General features: G+C 38.9%; 18 protein-coding genes. 2 read left to right on the forward strand and 16 right to left on the reverse strand.

The features are described 5' to 3' along the window. The first annotated feature begins 26 nt into the window (after nt 1-26). Complete coding sequence (locus tag J0A69_RS00225) at nt 27-1,691, forward strand: mechanosensitive ion channel family protein (RefSeq protein ID WP_206584516.1); 1,665 nt, start codon at nt 27-29, stop codon at nt 1,689-1,691. Here the strand turns inward: J0A69_RS00225 and J0A69_RS00230 are convergent. The 4 genes from J0A69_RS00230 to J0A69_RS00245 are packed head-to-tail and all read right to left on the reverse strand — an operon-like array spanning nt 1,688 to nt 7,904. Then, nucleotides 1,688-3,274: a hypothetical protein gene (locus J0A69_RS00230; RefSeq protein ID WP_206584517.1), complete on the reverse strand. Its 1,587-nt coding sequence runs from the start codon at nt 3,272-3,274 to the stop codon at nt 1,688-1,690. The genes J0A69_RS00225 and J0A69_RS00230 overlap by 4 nt on opposite strands. 14 nt (nt 3,275-3,288) lie before the next feature. Beyond that, nucleotides 3,289-4,446: a DUF4249 domain-containing protein gene (locus J0A69_RS00235; RefSeq protein ID WP_206584518.1), complete on the reverse strand. Its 1,158-nt coding sequence runs from the start codon at nt 4,444-4,446 to the stop codon at nt 3,289-3,291. Further along, entirely contained in the window at nt 4,447-7,185 is a 2,739-nt protein-coding gene (locus tag J0A69_RS00240) for a TonB-dependent receptor (protein ID WP_206584519.1), read from the reverse strand. Next, nucleotides 7,182-7,904 (reverse strand): hypothetical protein, encoded by a 723-nt coding sequence (locus tag J0A69_RS00245; RefSeq protein WP_206584520.1) that lies wholly within the window; start codon nt 7,902-7,904, stop codon nt 7,182-7,184. The genes J0A69_RS00240 and J0A69_RS00245 overlap by 4 nt, the downstream gene beginning before the upstream one ends. Before the next feature lie 109 nt (nt 7,905-8,013). Here J0A69_RS00245 and J0A69_RS00250 point away from each other — a divergent pair, with 109 nt between their 5' ends. After that, nucleotides 8,014-8,922, forward strand: coding sequence for a sugar phosphate isomerase/epimerase family protein (locus J0A69_RS00250; protein ID WP_206584521.1), 909 nt, complete (start codon nt 8,014-8,016; stop codon nt 8,920-8,922). Here J0A69_RS00250 and cysM read toward each other — a convergent pair whose 3' ends face one another. The 12 genes from cysM to rpmJ all read right to left on the reverse strand — a co-directional run bounded on the left by cysM (nt 8,923) and on the right by rpmJ (nt 17,181). Next, complete coding sequence (gene cysM / locus J0A69_RS00255; RefSeq protein WP_206584522.1) at nt 8,923-9,801, reverse strand: cysteine synthase CysM; 879 nt, start codon at nt 9,799-9,801, stop codon at nt 8,923-8,925. Continuing rightward, nucleotides 9,788-10,633: a serine O-acetyltransferase EpsC gene (gene epsC, locus J0A69_RS00260; RefSeq protein WP_206584523.1), complete on the reverse strand. Its 846-nt coding sequence runs from the start codon at nt 10,631-10,633 to the stop codon at nt 9,788-9,790. The genes cysM and epsC overlap by 14 nt, the downstream gene beginning before the upstream one ends. A gap of 21 nt (nt 10,634-10,654) precedes the next feature. Beyond that, nucleotides 10,655-11,200 carry a hypothetical protein gene (locus tag J0A69_RS00265; protein ID WP_206584524.1) on the reverse strand — a complete coding sequence of 182 codons (546 nt, stop codon included), beginning with the start codon at nt 11,198-11,200 and terminating at the stop codon, nt 10,655-10,657. Beyond that, complete coding sequence (locus J0A69_RS00270; RefSeq protein ID WP_206584525.1) at nt 11,181-11,468, reverse strand: FtsB family cell division protein; 288 nt, start codon at nt 11,466-11,468, stop codon at nt 11,181-11,183. The genes J0A69_RS00265 and J0A69_RS00270 overlap by 20 nt, the downstream gene beginning before the upstream one ends. A gap of 96 nt (nt 11,469-11,564) precedes the next feature. After that, nucleotides 11,565-12,845 carry a phosphopyruvate hydratase gene (eno, locus tag J0A69_RS00275; protein WP_206584526.1) on the reverse strand — a complete coding sequence of 427 codons (1,281 nt, stop codon included), beginning with the start codon at nt 12,843-12,845 and terminating at the stop codon, nt 11,565-11,567. A 21-nt stretch (nt 12,846-12,866) separates the two neighbouring features. Continuing rightward, a complete protein-coding gene (carA, locus tag J0A69_RS00280) occupies nt 12,867-13,964 on the reverse strand; it encodes a glutamine-hydrolyzing carbamoyl-phosphate synthase small subunit (RefSeq protein ID WP_206584527.1) in 1,098 nt (365 codons plus the stop codon). A gap of 117 nt (nt 13,965-14,081) precedes the next feature. Continuing rightward, nucleotides 14,082-14,612, reverse strand: coding sequence for a 50S ribosomal protein L17 (gene rplQ, locus J0A69_RS00285; protein ID WP_206584528.1), 531 nt, complete (start codon nt 14,610-14,612; stop codon nt 14,082-14,084). Between the two features lie 6 nt (nt 14,613-14,618). Further along, nucleotides 14,619-15,608 carry a DNA-directed RNA polymerase subunit alpha gene (locus J0A69_RS00290; RefSeq protein ID WP_206584529.1) on the reverse strand — a complete coding sequence of 330 codons (990 nt, stop codon included), beginning with the start codon at nt 15,606-15,608 and terminating at the stop codon, nt 14,619-14,621. A gap of 38 nt (nt 15,609-15,646) precedes the next feature. Continuing rightward, on the reverse strand, nt 15,647-16,252 hold the full coding sequence (gene rpsD, locus J0A69_RS00295; protein ID WP_206584530.1) for a 30S ribosomal protein S4: 606 nt from the start codon (nt 16,250-16,252) through the stop codon (nt 15,647-15,649). A gap of 17 nt (nt 16,253-16,269) precedes the next feature. Beyond that, a complete protein-coding gene (gene rpsK, locus J0A69_RS00300; protein ID WP_074226895.1) occupies nt 16,270-16,668 on the reverse strand; it encodes a 30S ribosomal protein S11 in 399 nt (132 codons plus the stop codon). Between the two features lie 14 nt (nt 16,669-16,682). Beyond that, nucleotides 16,683-17,060, reverse strand: a complete 378-nt coding sequence (gene rpsM / locus J0A69_RS00305) for a 30S ribosomal protein S13 (RefSeq protein WP_008202997.1) — start codon at nt 17,058-17,060, stop codon at nt 16,683-16,685. Nucleotides 17,061-17,064: 4 nt separating this feature from the next. Then, on the reverse strand, nt 17,065-17,181 hold the full coding sequence (rpmJ, locus tag J0A69_RS00310; RefSeq protein ID WP_206584531.1) for a 50S ribosomal protein L36: 117 nt from the start codon (nt 17,179-17,181) through the stop codon (nt 17,065-17,067). Nucleotides 17,182-17,185 lie beyond the last annotated feature (4 nt).

Here is a 17,185-nt window from a genome sequence, read left to right on the forward strand (position 1 = left end):
AGCTACCTTGCAAAAAATTTACACCCATGAATTTTAAGAATTTTCTTCTTTTCGTTTTTCTTCTTTGTTTATCCATCCCAGCGGCTAAAGCCCAATTGCTGACTGAGCAAGATGATTTAAGGGAAGTAAGTGAGGAGGTCAATTTGAACTCACCCTACCATACGACTCTGACATTTTTTTATAATCTAGAGGAAGATAATTTTCATCCCGAAAAAGCTGCAAAAACTTTAAATCTAAAGGGTGTAGAAAACCAAAATGGAAATCAACTCAGCATCAAACTGAAGCAGGTTTTCGAAGGAAAAGGAGTGATCATAAGAACCAGTGAAATTCCAAATGAACAGAATTACCGTGATTCAACTTCAAATGGAGATCAGATCTTTTACTTCGATAAACAGCAATTGCCTGGAGTATTTCTAGAAAAAGTTGGTTCTCAATGGAAGTTCTCTGCATTTTCTGTTGGACAAATAAATACATTACATCGCGAGACATACCCATTTGGCACTGCAAAACTGCTGGATTTACTTCCTAAAATCGGAAATCAGGAATACCTAGGCTTCCACCTTTGGCAGTTAGTAGGTTTTTTGATCTTAGTTTTTTTGGTTTTTCTAAGCCACATGCTTTTCACCTTTTTGGTGGACAAAGGGCTTCTCTATCTTTTAAAAAGAACTGGTTACGGATATATAGGTGAAAACTACCTCTTGCCTGTGGCAAGAATTACCAGCTTTTATTTCATCGTGCTTTTACTGGCACTTTTCTTACCAGTTCTCCAATTACCAACTGGAATTTGGGCCTGGATCATTGTGATTATTAAAACTCTCAAACCATTATTAATCACAGTCATCTTTTACAAAATTGTTGATGTCATCGCTGCATATTTCTCAAAGATGGCATCTCGTACAGAATCAACATTGGATGATCAATTAGTTCCGCTAATCCGAAAAACCTTAAAAGCTTTTGTGGTTATTATCGGAACACTCTTCGTACTGAAAGAAGGGCTGGATCTGGATATAATTCCATTTTTGACTGGTCTATCTATCGGTGGTGTTGCAATCGCTTTGGCAGCGCAGGATACTATCAAAAACTTCTTTGGGTCTATCATGATCTTTTTGGATAGACCTTTTCAAGTGGGAGATTGGATTACCTCAGGAGATCTAGATGGTACGGTAGAGGAAGTGGGATTTCGATCCACTAGAGTTCGAACGTTTAGGAATTCGGTAATGTATATTCCAAACGGAAAGGTAGCCGATGCTACAATTGACAACCATGGGTTAAGGCAATATCGAAGGTTCTATACCACTTTGACAATCACTTATGACACCCCGCCGGAACTTGTCGAAGAATTTGTAAAAGGCTTGCGTGAGATCGTTTTGGCACATCCCAAAACAAGAAAAGACACCTTCCATGTTTATTTTAATGGACTGTCATCTTACAGTTTGGACATCATGTTTTATATCTTTTTTGAAGTTCCGACTTGGGCAGAGGAATTGGAATGCAAGCATGAAGTTCTAATCAAAATCATGAAACTTGCAGAGTCCTTAGATGTAAGATTTGCATTCCCAACTCAGACTGTTCACATGGAAACCTTTCCGGAAAAGAAAGGATTAACTCCGGTATACGATCCAGAAATAAAAAATTATCAAGCTAAGCTCGGGCAGTTTTTACAAAGCGAATTGAAGAAAAAAGACAGTTAATTGACCTGAATCACTTTGGAGTAAGAATCACCATTTGACTTCAAAGTGACAAGGTAAAAGCCTTTAAGCTCGGGAACTTTAATTTCAACTGTATTCGATAATTCCTGACTTCCCGGAGTTTTTGACCAGAAAAGTATCGTTCTCCAATCCATTATGTCACTTTCTGAACCAGGACTGTCAAACAAATTTTGGGCGGATTGGATTTTTGGCTGAATTCCCTGATACTCTTGAAAAATCCCATTAGTTGGGATAGGATAACCTCCAAAATCATTTTTATAGGAAGTAAAACTGATTACTCCAGGAAACTCCTCCTCGTTGAGGAAAAATAACCTTGTCAAAATTTCCAAACTTTTAAACTCTTTGGGATCAAAAGCTGCCAGTTGATCTGAATCAAAAACAGGCATGGCATCGATGAGCATCAATGGGTTATTTTCAAATGCAAAAGATCTGATGGCATTGACAACCCTAAACTCTTTCTTTTTTTGGACAGATTTGACCGATACCTCAGGAACATATTCCTTGATTACAGTTTCCACTGATTCAAATCGAGTATAATCATCCAGTTTATATGCCCGGTCCTCCACAAATCCAGTAATCACCGGAAAATCTCTCGTGTCAAATTCATTCACATAATATCCCTCCACAAGTCCACCTTTCAACAATTCCTTTAGATAAGGCTCATCTGAAGGGCTGATTTCTAATTCTGGAATCGTGAACCCCTTTTTAAAATGCGTTTTGGGAGCAGGAGAAATGATGTTGAAATCAATAAGACTCTTGTTGTTATTTGCCTGTGCGACTAAATAATCCCAATTTCTTATCCCCCCAGCATCAAAAAACATTTTGCCATTTTCATCTGGCCTATCAGTAAATAAGGCTGACTTCTTGCCATGTATTGAGATAAAGTAAAGTTGGGTAGTATCCACGGTCTCTTTTGTCACATTTGCTTCGATGACATGACCAAACAACTCAGGAACAACTTCTTTTGAATCTATCGACTCATAAATTTCCGAAGAAGAAATCATTCCTTGCTTCTCTAAAAAAGGATTGTAAACTCCAATGTGTATTTCCTCGACTGAGGCTGGATCTGATAATTTCACCTGAAGCATTTCTCCACTTGTGAATTTATCCTTTGGGATAGAAAACAGCGGAGTGCTTGTGGAAGAAGGGTTTGTTTTTTTGCGATCTGAAATTACAGTTGGTGGATATTGTCTATTAAAAACAGTGATCAGTTGCTGGGATATTCCACTCTCTAAATCCTGGTAGGGACTGATTCTGGTAAATACTCTCAGAAGATAATTATCAGATGGCAAGGATTCCGGTAGAGAAAGATAATTGAATGACTTTCCATTCTCCAAAGGCATTTTTGAAATGGCCACAGATTCATTGTATCTATTGATTAGCTCTGCATAAAAAATCACTGATTTCTCTTCCAGCCCTTCCTGAGCCACTTCGCCAGCAATCCACACTTTTTCACCTCCAAAATAAATCGTTTTTGGAATGGAAAAGCTGACAGCTTCTTTGGTTTGTCCAAAGGAAAATTGAGAAAAGAGCAGTAAAAAGAGCCCTAAAAAACCATATTTCATACAGGTGGCCATTTTTAATCTTCCCAATAATCTGGTTTAACATTTGATCCTCTGAGGGTGCAATCGGTACATCTTCTCTCTGCTTTCCTAAACCCAATCGGTTCATAACAGGTATCGCAATAAATCGGAATAGCCGGAGTATAGCTCCCAGTTTTAAATGCAGACTCATAATCTGGGATTTCAACTGTATCCCCTTCTGCAATACAACCAAAATAATCCTCGACCTCAGCAACTCCCCAAGGAATAACGTCTCTAAAATCTATCCAGAGTCTTCTTTGCCTTACTGTCCCTAAACTCAAGTAACCAACTACAGGAGCACTCGGATCTTGATCATTCACAAAATTACCTCCGATATTAGAAGGCAGAGGACTAAAGATCGAGCCTAGATCATCCGTGTTTTTTCTCATCACTTCCCAAAATTCAGAGGCATTTTTATCCAGAGCTTTCTGGGATATCTCAATAGTATATCGCACCGTCAAACGCTCATCACCACGAGGAATCTGTAAAATTGATTGCCTGAAAACATATTGATCTTCAAAACGGGAGGAAGTTTCTAATATCAAATCGGAACTGGACACTTCCCTATAACACAGATCGGTTCTAAATTCCTCTGTTGCCAAAACAACGGTTTTTCTATCAGGATCATATCTATACGCCGTGGGGATTTTTGGACGAAAAGCATAAGCTTCTTCAAATGTCCATAGGAAATCATCTGCATTTTGATCTCCTTTTGTGGTTAGATAGACTTCTACTCCATTTTCGTTTCTCTCGAAACCTACATCGATGATTTCTGGTGTGATAATGGGCTGAATTTGTTCTGAAGAATAAGAGGAGCCATCATTTAAGAAAATTTTCAATCGATAAATTTGATCTTCGGGGATGTCCTCGGAAAATTCAAAAGATCCATTTCCTAAAGAAGTCAAAGGGAATTGAGCCCCCGATTCAGATTCTAAAAATACTGTTCCTTCTGGATAAATCAGCTGAAAATCATCATCAGCATCGATATTTCGCGTATAACTTAAATTCAATATACTCGGAATGCCTTCTGTATCCAGATAGCCTTCCACTACCAAAACTTTAAGATCCGTCGGTTCTATTTCAGGATTAAATGGTTCTCTACATGATGCAAGCAACAGTAGAAAAACATATAAATATGTGCTTGTTTTCCTCATTTAAAACTTGAAATTATAGGTAATGAATGGGATAGGTTTTGCAAAAATAGACAACTGATATCCCCTCAATTTTCCATTTTCCGGCACATAATACACTGAATACGGGTTACTTCTTCCAAGTAGGTTATATACCCCGAAAGACCAAGAAGCATGTGCTGGTTTATTGACCTTATGGTTTCCTTCCAGGTTCACAGAAAAATCCATTCTGAAATAATCCGGGATTCTGTAGGCATTTCTTTCTGAGAAATAAACTCTTTCAGACCCAGCATAATCAAACTTTGAAATCGGCAGTGTGATAGGTCTACCCGTGCTATAGTTTAGATTAAGAGAAGTATTGATCCTTCTACTCAACTCATAATTTGCCACAAATACCAAATGGTGTGGTTGGTCAAAATTGCTGGAATAATATTCTCCCTTATTGATTTTTTCTACACTTGGCTCATCTGATGTCTTCATCAGAGATCTTGAATAGGTATAGGAAATCGATCCTTTAAGCAAGCCAGTATTTTTCTTTAATAGAAGTTCAACACCATATGCTTTGCCTTTAGAATTAAGCACATCTTGTTCGATATCCTCATTGAGAACAATCTTAGCTCCAGATCGATAATCAAGGAGATTATTCATGTATCGATAATAAACTTCAGTAGAAAACTCAAGTGTATTTCTGGCGAAATTTTGATAATAACCAACAGAGCCTTGACCCCCGATCTGAGGTTTGATAAAGCTATCACTAAGCTTCCAACTGTCAGTTGGAGAAATGGATGAGGAGTTTGATAATAAGTGAATATTTTGTCGCATGGTGTTAAAACCAAACTTCACAGAAGATCTATTTCCCAAAGTATACCTGCCCGAAACCCTAAATTCAGGTCCATGATAAGTCTGGATAGTCTCACCTTTTCCAAATGTCTCTTCACCGATCACATTACTTTCAGTAATTGGAGCGCCCTCCACATATTGGTTAATGGTCATTGGGCCTAAGAACTGATAGAGCATGTATCTTCCACCGTAGCTTACCGAAAACTGCTCGCTTATGGTAAATTCATCACCGAAATAGATTGAAATTTCATTCGCTTTCTCTTCACTCAGTTGTTGCTCAATGACGATAGATTCAGGACCATAGGGTTTATTGCTTCCAGGATTGATATCATACTGAATTCCATGAGCCCCAAATTTGAAAATATGATTTTCAGCTTTTCTATATTCAAAATCCGCTCTTACGAAAAGTTGATTCACATCAAATCCGAAATTGAAAGAATTAAGGGGATTATCCTGTCCGATAATTCCAAATTCATAACTGTCTTTACCTACTGTAAACTTCCCTTCTAATTGGTCATTGAAATAATGCTTCCATCCCAGCGCAAGATTAAGGTTCTGATAAGAATACGTCGTATCTAAATCAAACTGGAAGTCATCCTTACTGAAATAAGAAGTGAATTCGAGAATGTTTTTATCGTCGATTTGATGTTGAATATTGGCATTGATGTCATAGAAAGCGATGTTGCTTCCTTTGAGATCGGCTTCGTCTTCCAAAAGCTTTAAAGCCCAATCTGAATAAGTCGTCCTTCCTCCTATCGCAAAGTTTGTTTTCTTTCCAATAGGCCCTTCAAAACCCAATCGACTTGTAAGAATTCCTATTCCTCCAGACCCACTGAATTTTTCCTTCGTTCCAAATTTTGGATCCACTTGAAGCACTGAAGATAATCTACCTCCATAATTGACTGGAATAGAACCTTTATATAGCTCTACTCCAGAAACTACATCGGCATTAAATGCTGAGAAAAAGCCGAAAGCATGTGTTGGGTTAAAGACTGTTGAATTCCCGTAAAGGATCAGGTTTTGATCGGCAGCCCCTCCTCTTACATTAAATCCTGTAGTAGCCTCTCCAACTGTATTTACACCTGGCATGGTCAATACCCCTCGCAAAACATCAACCTCACCCATTACAGCAGGGAGTCTCTTTACTTCTGCAATAGTGATAGATTGAACGCCCATGTCCAGTTTATTCACATTAGATAAAGCTCCAGAGCTTACCACAACTTCATCAAGTGAAAGGACATTTTCTGCAATACTCATATTCAAGACGCCATCCCCGCGAAGCTCTATCTGTCTTTGCTCTTGGAAACCTCCAATATTTTGAATCCAAATCGTGTGACGTCCTTTGGGTAACTTCAATTGGTATCTACCATCCTTATCCGTAGCAACTTGGGTGAAATTCACTTTTTCAAGTACGATGGCACCGTTCATTGGGCTACCTGACTCTATACTTGAAATAACACCACGTAAAGTTGCTGTGGAAGATTCTGGATTGTCGGTAGCTTTTCCGATTACAAAACGTTTGTTTTTATCAAATGCTCCAAGAGTGTCACTCGCATTTACTTCTAACTCTTGTCTTTCTCTTACCAAAAAATAATCTAAAGGGAAATCAGTTACTATTTTTGTTCCTTTTGAAACCCAGATTCGCTGCGAGCTATCAATGGTATAAGTCAAACCAGAATTAGCAAAAATCTGATCCAAAACTAACCTGAGTTCAGTATCAGATGCCTGAAGGTTTACCTGGAGATTATCGACATCCTCCTTTTTATAGAAAAAACGAACAGAAGACTCTGCTTCTACTCTCTCGGCAAATGTGCTAAAAGGAGTTCCTATGAAAGTTCCAGAAATCCTGACGCCTTTATTGGTTTGAGCGAACAAGTCAAATATCAAACAAATGAAAAAAGTAAAGAGTAAAAGTTTTTTCATTTAGTAAATCCGTTAAATGCCTCACCTTTCCCTTCACGTAATTCAGCAAGCTCCAGGATGTACTTTTCTCTTTCCAAAGCAAAATAGATGTTCCTTTCTTTCATGTATCTTTTCGCTTCTTTTTTACTAAGTCCTAAACTTTGTATTGCCTGCTTCTTTTTTCGAATAGGTACAAAATCCCCGTCATTCCAATAGAAATATTCACTATCCTCTATAAACTTGTAGGTATATTTCCCAATTTCCTTGGTGGGCTTCGTATCCTTATAGTGTTTCTGAAGCACTTTTATCTCCCCATCTTTTAAAACCTCATAAAACCCGTTGTTATGATGAGGATAAGATTTATTGCCCTGAAATCTCCTGAATAAAAAATCCCCGTTTAATTGAAATTCTTCAACTTTTTCCGGTTTGATCAGGATCTTTTGCTTGTAGATAGGATGAAAAGTCACCAGATCGTCAGCGTTTTCATCAAATAATAGAGGGACTCCAGTATACTTAATTCCATTGATCAATAAATAGCCCTCTTCAAAAACTCTAGTTTGAAAAAAAGGGTGGCCTTCATAATTTAACGGAGCTTCCTCATATTGCCCTCCCGTAATTAACTCTTGAAAATAAGGCAATTGCTCTTTGTACAATGCTAAAAAAGAATTAGACTGAGCAGAAGATTCTGCAGCCCAAATAAAAATCAATAGAAAAGGTGTGAAAAAGTATATTTTTAGCATAGGATCAATACGATACTAATTCTCTTAAGATTCTAATTTATACAGAATATCATAAGCGGTAATTAGAAACTTTGAATGGAAAAAATAAGATTATCTCAATAAACCTAACATGAAAAGAAGAAACCTCATTAAATCACTTGTTTTAGCACCAGTTGCTTTGACCAGTACGCAGAGCATCGCCAATTCGCAACCAAAGAAGGAAGCTAAGATTCATTTTTGTTTAAATACCAGTACTATACGCGGTCAAAAGCTCAGTTTTGAGCAAGTAGTTGATACCTCCGCCAAAGCAGGATTTGATGGAATGGAGATTTGGGTAAATGAAATAGAGGCTTACTTGGCATCTGGAAAAAGCCTTTCATCTTTAAAAACACTTTTGAATGATGCGAAACAAATCCCGTTTAATGCAATCGGGTTTGCTCCTTGGATGTCGCAAGATGCTGAAAAGTCCAAGCAGGGTTTTGCCCAAATGGAAAAAGAAATGGAAATGCTGGCTGCAATTGGCTGCACAAGAGTTGCTGCTCCGGCCATTGGAGCTACTGCTCCGATTGATGTCATGGAATCAGCCGAAAAATTTTCCAGACTGATTGATTTAGGAAGAAAAACTGGTGTAATGCCTCAACTGGAGTTCTGGGGTTCTTTCCCTCCTTTTCACACGATTAGTCAATGTCTTGCAGTAGCTGCTGCTGCAAATGATGTTGATGCTAAAATTTTACCGGACGTATACCACTTATACCGAGGAGGCTCTGGATATAATGCCTTAAAATTATTGAGTGGAGAGGCATTTGACGTCATCCATGTCAACGACATCCCGGATGGAATTGAAAGAGAAAAACTAGCCGACAAGGATAGAGTCTATCCAGGCGATGGAATTGCTCCTTATACGGAAATTGCTAGCATGCTAAAAACCATGGGAGGCACAAAGATTCTTTCTTTGGAATTGTTCAATGAAAAGTATTGGGCTCAGGATGCTTTAACTGTTTCAAAAACGGGCTTAGAAAAAACTAAGCAGTTTTTCTAATTAGCCAAAAAGATCCGAACTCAAATATCTATCTCCCCTGTCGCAGGTAATACAAACAATTAAACCTTCTTCAAGAGTTTTAGAAAGTTCAATCGCAGCATGAAGTGCTCCGCCGCTACTCATTCCAGCCAAAATGCCTTCTTCTTTGGCCATTCGGCGGGTCATTTTTGTTGCCTGATCTTGACTTACATCTATCACTTGATCCACCCGGGAAGCATCAAAAATCTCAGGTAAAAATTCAGGAGACCATCTTCTAATTCCTGGAATACTGGAACCATCCGTTGGTTGGGTGCCTACAATTTGAATAGCGGGATTTTGTTCTTTTAGATACATGGAAACCCCCATGATAGTACCTGTAGTCCCCATGGCTGATACAAAATGGGTGATTTTCCCCTCAGTGTCATTCCAGATTTCAGGTCCTGTTGTTTTATAATGAGCCAGATAGTTATCCGGATTGGCAAATTGATTCAGCAAATAATAACCTTGCTCTTTATTCATTTGCTCTGCCAAAGTCCTCGAGTATTCAATTGTCTTTTCGGCAGGCGTCAAAATTACTTTTGCTCCATAAGCCTCCATAGATAGTACTCTTTCTTTTGTAGAGTTATCCGGCATAATGAGAGTCATATCAAGACCCAAAACTTTTGCCACCATTGCCAAAGCAATTCCGGTATTTCCACTGGTAGCTTCAACAAGTTTATCCCCTTTTTTGATGTCGCCTCTTTCCAAAGCAGACTTTATCATGTTATAAGCTGCTCTGTCTTTGACAGAACCACCGGGATTTTGCCCTTCCAACTTACATAAGATTTTGACTTTTGGATGGGTAGGAATATGTTCTAGTTCGATTAGTGGAGTATTTCCTACTAGTTCAAATAGCTTCATTTTGGTCGTTTTTGAAAACATACAGATCTGTAACTTCCCGGTCGGCATGGTACATCTGTGTCTGATAATAAACTTTACTTCCGGCAGGAACACTCTTGGTTAGCCAGACATTCCCCCCTACGATACTATCTTTCCCGATTACGGTATTTCCACCCAAAATCGTAGCACCCGAATAAATAATCACATTATCCTGAATGGTTGGATGTCTTTTCACATCTGCATCTGCTTTATCAACACTCAGTGCCCCCAGTGTTACTCCCTGATAAATTTTCACATGATTACCAATTATGGTAGTTTCTCCAATCACCACTCCAGTCCCATGGTCTATGCAAAAATACTGGCCAATTTTAGCTCCAGGGTGAATTTCTATTCCGGTTCGGCTATGAGCCAACTCTGTAATCATTCGAGGGATCAAAGAAACCCCAAGTGTATGTAATAAGTGGGCAATTCGATAAGCTGCAATGGCATAAAACCCTGGGTAACTTCTGAGAATTTCTGTTCTGGATTTAGCGGCAGGATCTCCCTCATAAATGGCGTCCACGTCCTGATTGATCCAATCATATACTTTCTCCAATCCTTCAAAAAAATCGGAAGAAATTTCATTTCCATCTTTATGATGGAGATGTGTATTTCGATTCAAAATCGAACTTAAAGTCTCTTTCAGTTGCTTTAGTTTGGATTCAATTTCCTCTTTTCCTTTTATTTTACTTAGAGCAAACTCAGGAAAAAGAAGACCTAATACATCTTCAAAAAAACCATGAACAACCTTTGGGGAAGGACAATCAGAGCAATCTTGATGTGCTTGATGGAGTTTTGAAATAAAGGAATTCATGGAATTGAATTTAGTGCACTGTCAAAGTACAAAACCAACCCTGATGACATAAGGTTCAGCGTAGGGCGATCTTAAATTATCATGCAGGACATTGTAGAGAAATGTGAAATTAGCCCCTCCCCTAGGTCCAAATGGCGCGAAATAGCCACCGCCTAGAAAAAGGGAATTTGCCCAGATTCGCTCGAACTGATCCGTGAAGAGGTTATAATTATCAAAGTTTATACTTTCATACTCCGCATGGGTAAAGATATTGGGCAAAACATTGTATCGGGTAAAAAGCCTTCCTCCGTAGGAAGAGGTTTCACCACCTATATATCTCTTATCATTGAAATATTGATAGGTTGCCCCAATCCCAGAGGATAATCTCGGAGTGATCATGACTCCCACCAAAGGTGAAATATCGATTAGAGAAACCGTCCCAAATTGCATCCCGAAGTTACCTCCAAAATACAAGCGGTCTTTAAAAGCTACAGAATCTGAATAGATTTGCCTTTGTGCATTCGCTGTTAGATGCAGAAAAAATGTAAATACAAAAAGTAGTAAAATCTTATTTTTCAACAATGACATAGAGATCTTCAGTCTTCTTTTTCATCAGATACTTTTCACGAGCAAACTTCTCCAAAAGTTCAGGATTACTCATCAACTCTTCTCTTTCTGCCTTTATTATTTCTTTCCTTTCGATGTAAAATTCCTTTTGATCGTTTAGCTCACCTAGTTTACTACTTAACTTGAACTGATTGACCACATTATTGGAATCGATAAAAAACATCCAAAAAATAAAAAAGAGCGTCCCGAGAACATAGAAGTTTTTGGTGTATTTAAGGTATTTGCTCATTTGGTAATTCTGGAAAATTAATTCTCAACCAAGGTACAAAAATGATGCAAAAAAAAAGCAGCCATCTCTGGCTGCTTTTTTTATCTATTGTTTGGCTTATTTCTTTTTTGGAAAATAAGCAGTATCTGCTAGTAATTCTTCAATTCTCAACAATTGATTGTACTTAGCCATTCTGTCTGATCTTGAAGCAGATCCAGTCTTAATTTGACCACAGTTACATGCTACGGCCAAATCAGCAATAGTAGAATCTTCAGTTTCTCCAGATCTATGTGACATCACAGCAGTAAATCCAGCTTTATGAGCTAGTTCAATTGCATCTAATGTCTCAGTCAATGTTCCGATCTGATTTACTTTGATCAAGATAGAATTCGCTGATTTCTCTTCGATACCACGCTTCAAGAATTTCACGTTAGTCACGAAAAGATCATCTCCTACCAATTGAACTTTATCACCGATTTTCGCAGTCAACATTGCCCAACCTTCCCAGTCTTCTTCAGCACAACCGTCTTCGATTGAATCGATTGGATACTTTTCAGTCAATTCAGCCAAGTAATCTACTTGTTCTGCTCTTGTTCTTACTTTTCCAGTTTCACCTTCAAACTTCGCATAGTTATACATGCCGTCTTTGAAGAATTCTGAAGAAGCACAATCCAATGCAATTGTAATATCTGATCCAGCTTTATAACCTGCTTTAGCGATTGCATCAAGGATACAAGCCAAAGCTTCCTCAGTACCACCTGAGAAGTTTGGAGCAAATCCACCCTCATCACCAACAGCAGTACTTAAGCCTTTGTCGTGTAAGATTTTTTTCAAATTATGGAAAACCTCAGCACCCATTCTCATCGCTTCAGAGAAAGTTGGAGCTCCAACTGGACGAATCATAAACTCCTGAAATGCAATAGGAGCATCAGAGTGAGATCCACCATTGATAATGTTCATCATTGGAACAGGAAGAGTTTTGGCATTTACTCCGCCTACATATCTAAACAAAGGAATTCCCAAGTCATCAGCAGCAGCTTTAGCTACAGCTAAAGAAACGCCCAAAATAGCATTGGCTCCCAATTTTGATTTAGTATCTGTGCCATCCAATTTGATCATTAGGTTATCGATTCCTCTTTGATCAAAAACTGATTCTCCGATCAATTCTGACTGGATGATTTCATTCACATTTTCGACTGCTTTCAAAACACCTTTACCAAGGTATTTGCTCTTGTCTCCATCTCGAAGCTCAACAGCTTCATTAACTCCTGTAGATGCACCACTTGGAACTGCAGCGCGGCCAAAGGCACCTGAATCTGTTAGAACATCCACTTCGATAGTAGGATTTCCTCTAGAATCTAAAATTTGTCTTGCATGAATTGCTTGTATCAATGTCATAGTATAAAAGGTTATTGAGATTTAATTTTTGTTTATTAAAGAAATGAAATCATCGAAAAGATATCTTGAATCATGAGGTCCCGGAGATGATTCAGGGTGATATTGCACAGAAAATGCCGGTTTGTTTTTCAGCTTGATTCCAGCCACAGTGTTATCATTCAAATGAACGTGTGTAATTTCTACTTCAGGATTGCTTTCAGCATCTTCTCGAGAGATGTTGAAACCGTGGTTTTGAGAGGTAATTTCACTTTTACCAGTCAAAATGTTTTTGATTGGGTGATTCAAGCCTCTGTGACCATGGTGCATTTTATACGTAGAAATCCCACAAGATTCTGCTAAAATCTGATGTCCTAAACAAATACCGAAAACAGGCTTACCTGTATTTAGGATATCCTTGGTAGTTGACACCGCATACTCCATTACCGCAGGATCACCTGGGCCATTGGAAAGAAAATATGCCTGAGGTTCCCAAGATTCCATTTCTGCCAATTTTGTTTTAGCAGGGAAAACTTTGCAGTAAACCCCTCTATCAGCAAGGTTTCTAAGGATATTCTTTTTGATACCGAAATCTAGGCAAGCCACTTTGATGTTGGCATTTTCATCACCAAAGAAATAAGGCTCTTGGGTACAAACCTGAGAAGAAAGTTCCAAGCCATCCATGTCAGGAACTTTTGCTAGTTCAGCTTTTAAACCTTCAAGATTATCTTCAAATTCAGAACTGATAATAGCATTCATCGCACCTTTGGATCTCAAGTGTCTTACCAGTTTTCTGGTATCGATATCAGCGATTCCTGTGATATTATTTGAAACCAGGTAATCTTGTAAGGACCCAGAAGCATCAATTCTTGAGAAAATGTCGGAGAAATTGTTCACAACAATTCCAGCTACGGTAGGATGATCAGATTCTACTTCTGAATCGATCACACCGTAATTCCCGATATGAGGAGTCGTGGTTACTACAATCTGACCGGTGTAGGATGGATCCGTATAGATTTCCTGATATCCGGTCATACCTGTGTTAAAGCAAATTTCGCCGCCGTTTGTACCGGCATTTCCGATGAGGGTTCCGTGGAACACTGTTCCGTCCGCTAAGAGTAAAGTCGCTTTTTGTCTAATCATTTTATTGAAAGTTGCCCAAAGTTAAAGATTTATTGGGAAGGAGAATGAATGATTGGGGTATAAAAAAAGGATTGAACGAAAGTCCAATCCTTTTTAATATCTAAGTCATTAATCAACTTATTTTTCTTCAGTTTCACCTTCAGTTGTATCAGCAGAAGCTTCAGGAGCCTGAGGCTCTTCTGATTTAGCTTCAACAGCTGGAGTAGCAGGAGCATCAGCAGCTTTACCAGATCCTCTACGAGATCTTCTGGTAGTTTTCTTAGCTGGCTTCGCATCTTTCAACATCAATTCGTTGAAATCAACTAGCTCAATGATACACATCTCGGCGTTATCACCTAGACGGAATCCAGTTTTGATGATACGAGTGTATCCTCCTGGACGTGTACCAACTTTAGAACTGATTTCACCGAAAAGAGCGATGATAGCATCTTTGCTTTTCAGGTAAGAGAATGCAATTCTTCTGTTATGAGTAGTATCTTCTTTGGCTCTGGAAACCAATGGCTCCACATATTTCTTCAATTCTTTAGCCTTGGCAAGCGTAGTTGAAATACGCTTGTGAAGAATCAGGGAAGTAGCCATGTTGGAAAGCATAGCCTTCCTGTGAGCGGCTTTCCTACCAAGGTGGTTAAATTTCTTACCGTGTCTCATCGTTATTTATTCTTCATCAAGTTTATACTTAGAAATATCCATCCCGAAGGTCAGACCTTTCTCTTGGATAAGTTGCTCCAGCTCGGCAAGAGATTTTTTACCAAAGTTTCTGAATTTCATCATGTCAGAAATTTCAAGTTTGGCAAGGTCTCCTAGAGTTTTCACATCAGCAGCTTTCAGACAGTTGAATGCACGAACAGAAAGATCTAGATCGCTCAAAGATGTCTTCAGAAGTTTTCTCATGTGTAGGAACTCTTCGTCGATTGGTTCTGGTTCTGCAACTCCAGTAGAGTCAAGTACCATCGTTTGATCAGAGAACAACATAAAGTGTTGGATCAGGATTTTAGCAGACTCCTGAAGTGCTTTCTCCGGGTGGATAGAGCCATCAGTAGATACTTCCAAGATCAACTTTTCAAAGTCAGTTTTCTGTTCAACACGGGTATTCTCAACGCTATACTTTACATTCTTGATAGGAGTAAAGATTGCATCGATGGCAATTTGCCCGAACACCTGCTCTTTTGGTTTGGATTCTTCAGCTGGTAGATATCCTCTTCCTTTTTCGATAGTGATCTCAATCTCAAAATTCTTAGACTCGTCGATGTGACAAATCACCAAATCCGGATTAAGGATCTCGAAAGAAGAAGTGAACTTAGCAATGTCCCCTGCGGTGAACACGGACTGATTTTTGATTTCGACAGTGATTTTTCCGTCAAAAGCCTCATGGACTTTCTTGAATCTCACTTGCTTTAAATTCAAAATAATATCGGTCACGTCTTCAACTACACCTTCGATGGTAGAAAACTCATGCACCACTCCAGGTATTTTGATGGACGTGATGGCATAACCCTCCAGCGAAGAAAGCAATATTCTTCTTAGGGCGTTACCGATAGTAACTCCATAGCCTTTTTCTAGTGGTTTGAAAGTAAACAAGCCATGGAAGTCGTCGGCCTTTTCCATCACCACTTTTTCGGGCATTTGAAATGCTAGTATGGACATATATCTTGTTCTTTTTTTAAAAGCTGAAAATAGTAAAATTACTTAGAGTAAAGTTCGACAATGAGTTGTTCCTTGACATTCTCTGGAATATCATCTCTGGAAGGTACACTGACGAATTTGCCGGACAAGGAAGCGCTATCCCACTCTAACCAGGAATATTTATTAGCACCTCTACCAGCCAAACTATTGGTAATAGCTTCCAAAGATTTTGATCTCTCTCTTACGGAAACAACATCACCAGGCTTCAATGAATAGGAAGGAATATTTACTACTTCACCGTTTACAAGCACGTGCTTGTGAGAAACCAATTGTCTGGCACCTCTTCTAGTTGGAGCAATTCCCATTCTATACACGGTGTTATCCAATCTTGCTTCAAGAAGCTGAAGAAGGTTTTCACCTGTAATACCAGATTTTCTGGAAGCAATATCAAACATCTTAGCGAATTGTCTTTCCAACACTCCGTAGATGTATTTTGCTTTCTGCTTTTCAGCAAGCTGAATAGCGTATTCTGACTGCTTCTTTCTTCTACCTCTACCATGTTGTCCTGGAGGGTAGTTTTTCTTTTGAAGCGCTTTGCTATGCCCTTCGATAGGCTCGCCAAATTTTCTGGCGATCTTTGCTTTAGGACCTGTATATCTAGCCATTCTTTTACAATTTTAAATTAAACTCTTCTACGCTTAGGAGGACGACATCCATTGTGTGGCATAGGAGTTACGTCTGTAATAGTCGTTACATCCAAACCAACATTTTGCAATGTTCTGATCGCTGATTCACGACCAGATCCTGGACCTTTCACAAATACTTCGATCTTTCTCAAACCTAAGTCATAAGCTACTTGTCCGCAGTTTTGCGCCGCCATCTGTGCAGCGTAAGGAGTATTTTTCTTTGAACCTCTGAATCCCATTTTACCGGCAGAAGCCCAAGAGATCACTTGACCTGCATTATTGGTAATAGAGATGATGATATTGTTGAAGGAAGCTCTGATGTGAACTTGTCCTACAGCTTCTACCTTAACAACTCTTTTTTTACCTTTTGCTTTATCGTTTCTTTTCTGAGCCATAATCTAATCAGGTTTTATTTAGTTGCTTTTTTCTTGTTGGCAACTGTCTTTCTCTTACCCTTCCTTGTTCTGGCGTTGTTCTTGGTATGCTGACCACGAACTGGAAGTCCTTTTCTGTGTCTCAAACCTCTGTAACAACCAATATCCATTAGTCGCTTGATGTTCAATTGGATCTCTGACTTCAGTACACCTTCGGTTCTGAATTCTTCGGCAATAATGTTACGGATTGCGGTTGATTCATCATCATCCCACTCACCTGCTTTTTTGTCGAAAGAGATACCGGCTTTGCTCAGGATCGCCTTGGCGGAGCTTCTTCCAATTCCGAAGATATATGTAAGCCCGATTTCGCCACGCTTATTGTCTGGTATGTCTACACCTGCAATTCTAGCCATAATCTTAACCTTGTCTTTGTTTAAACTTAGGATTCTTCTTGTTGATGACGTAAAGTTTTCCGTTTCTTCTGATCAACTTACAGTCAACACTTCTCTTCTTAATAGATGTCTTTACTTTCATATCA

The organism is Algoriphagus pacificus (assembly GCF_017254845.1).
GTDB classification, from domain to species: domain Bacteria; phylum Bacteroidota; class Bacteroidia; order Cytophagales; family Cyclobacteriaceae; genus Algoriphagus; species Algoriphagus pacificus.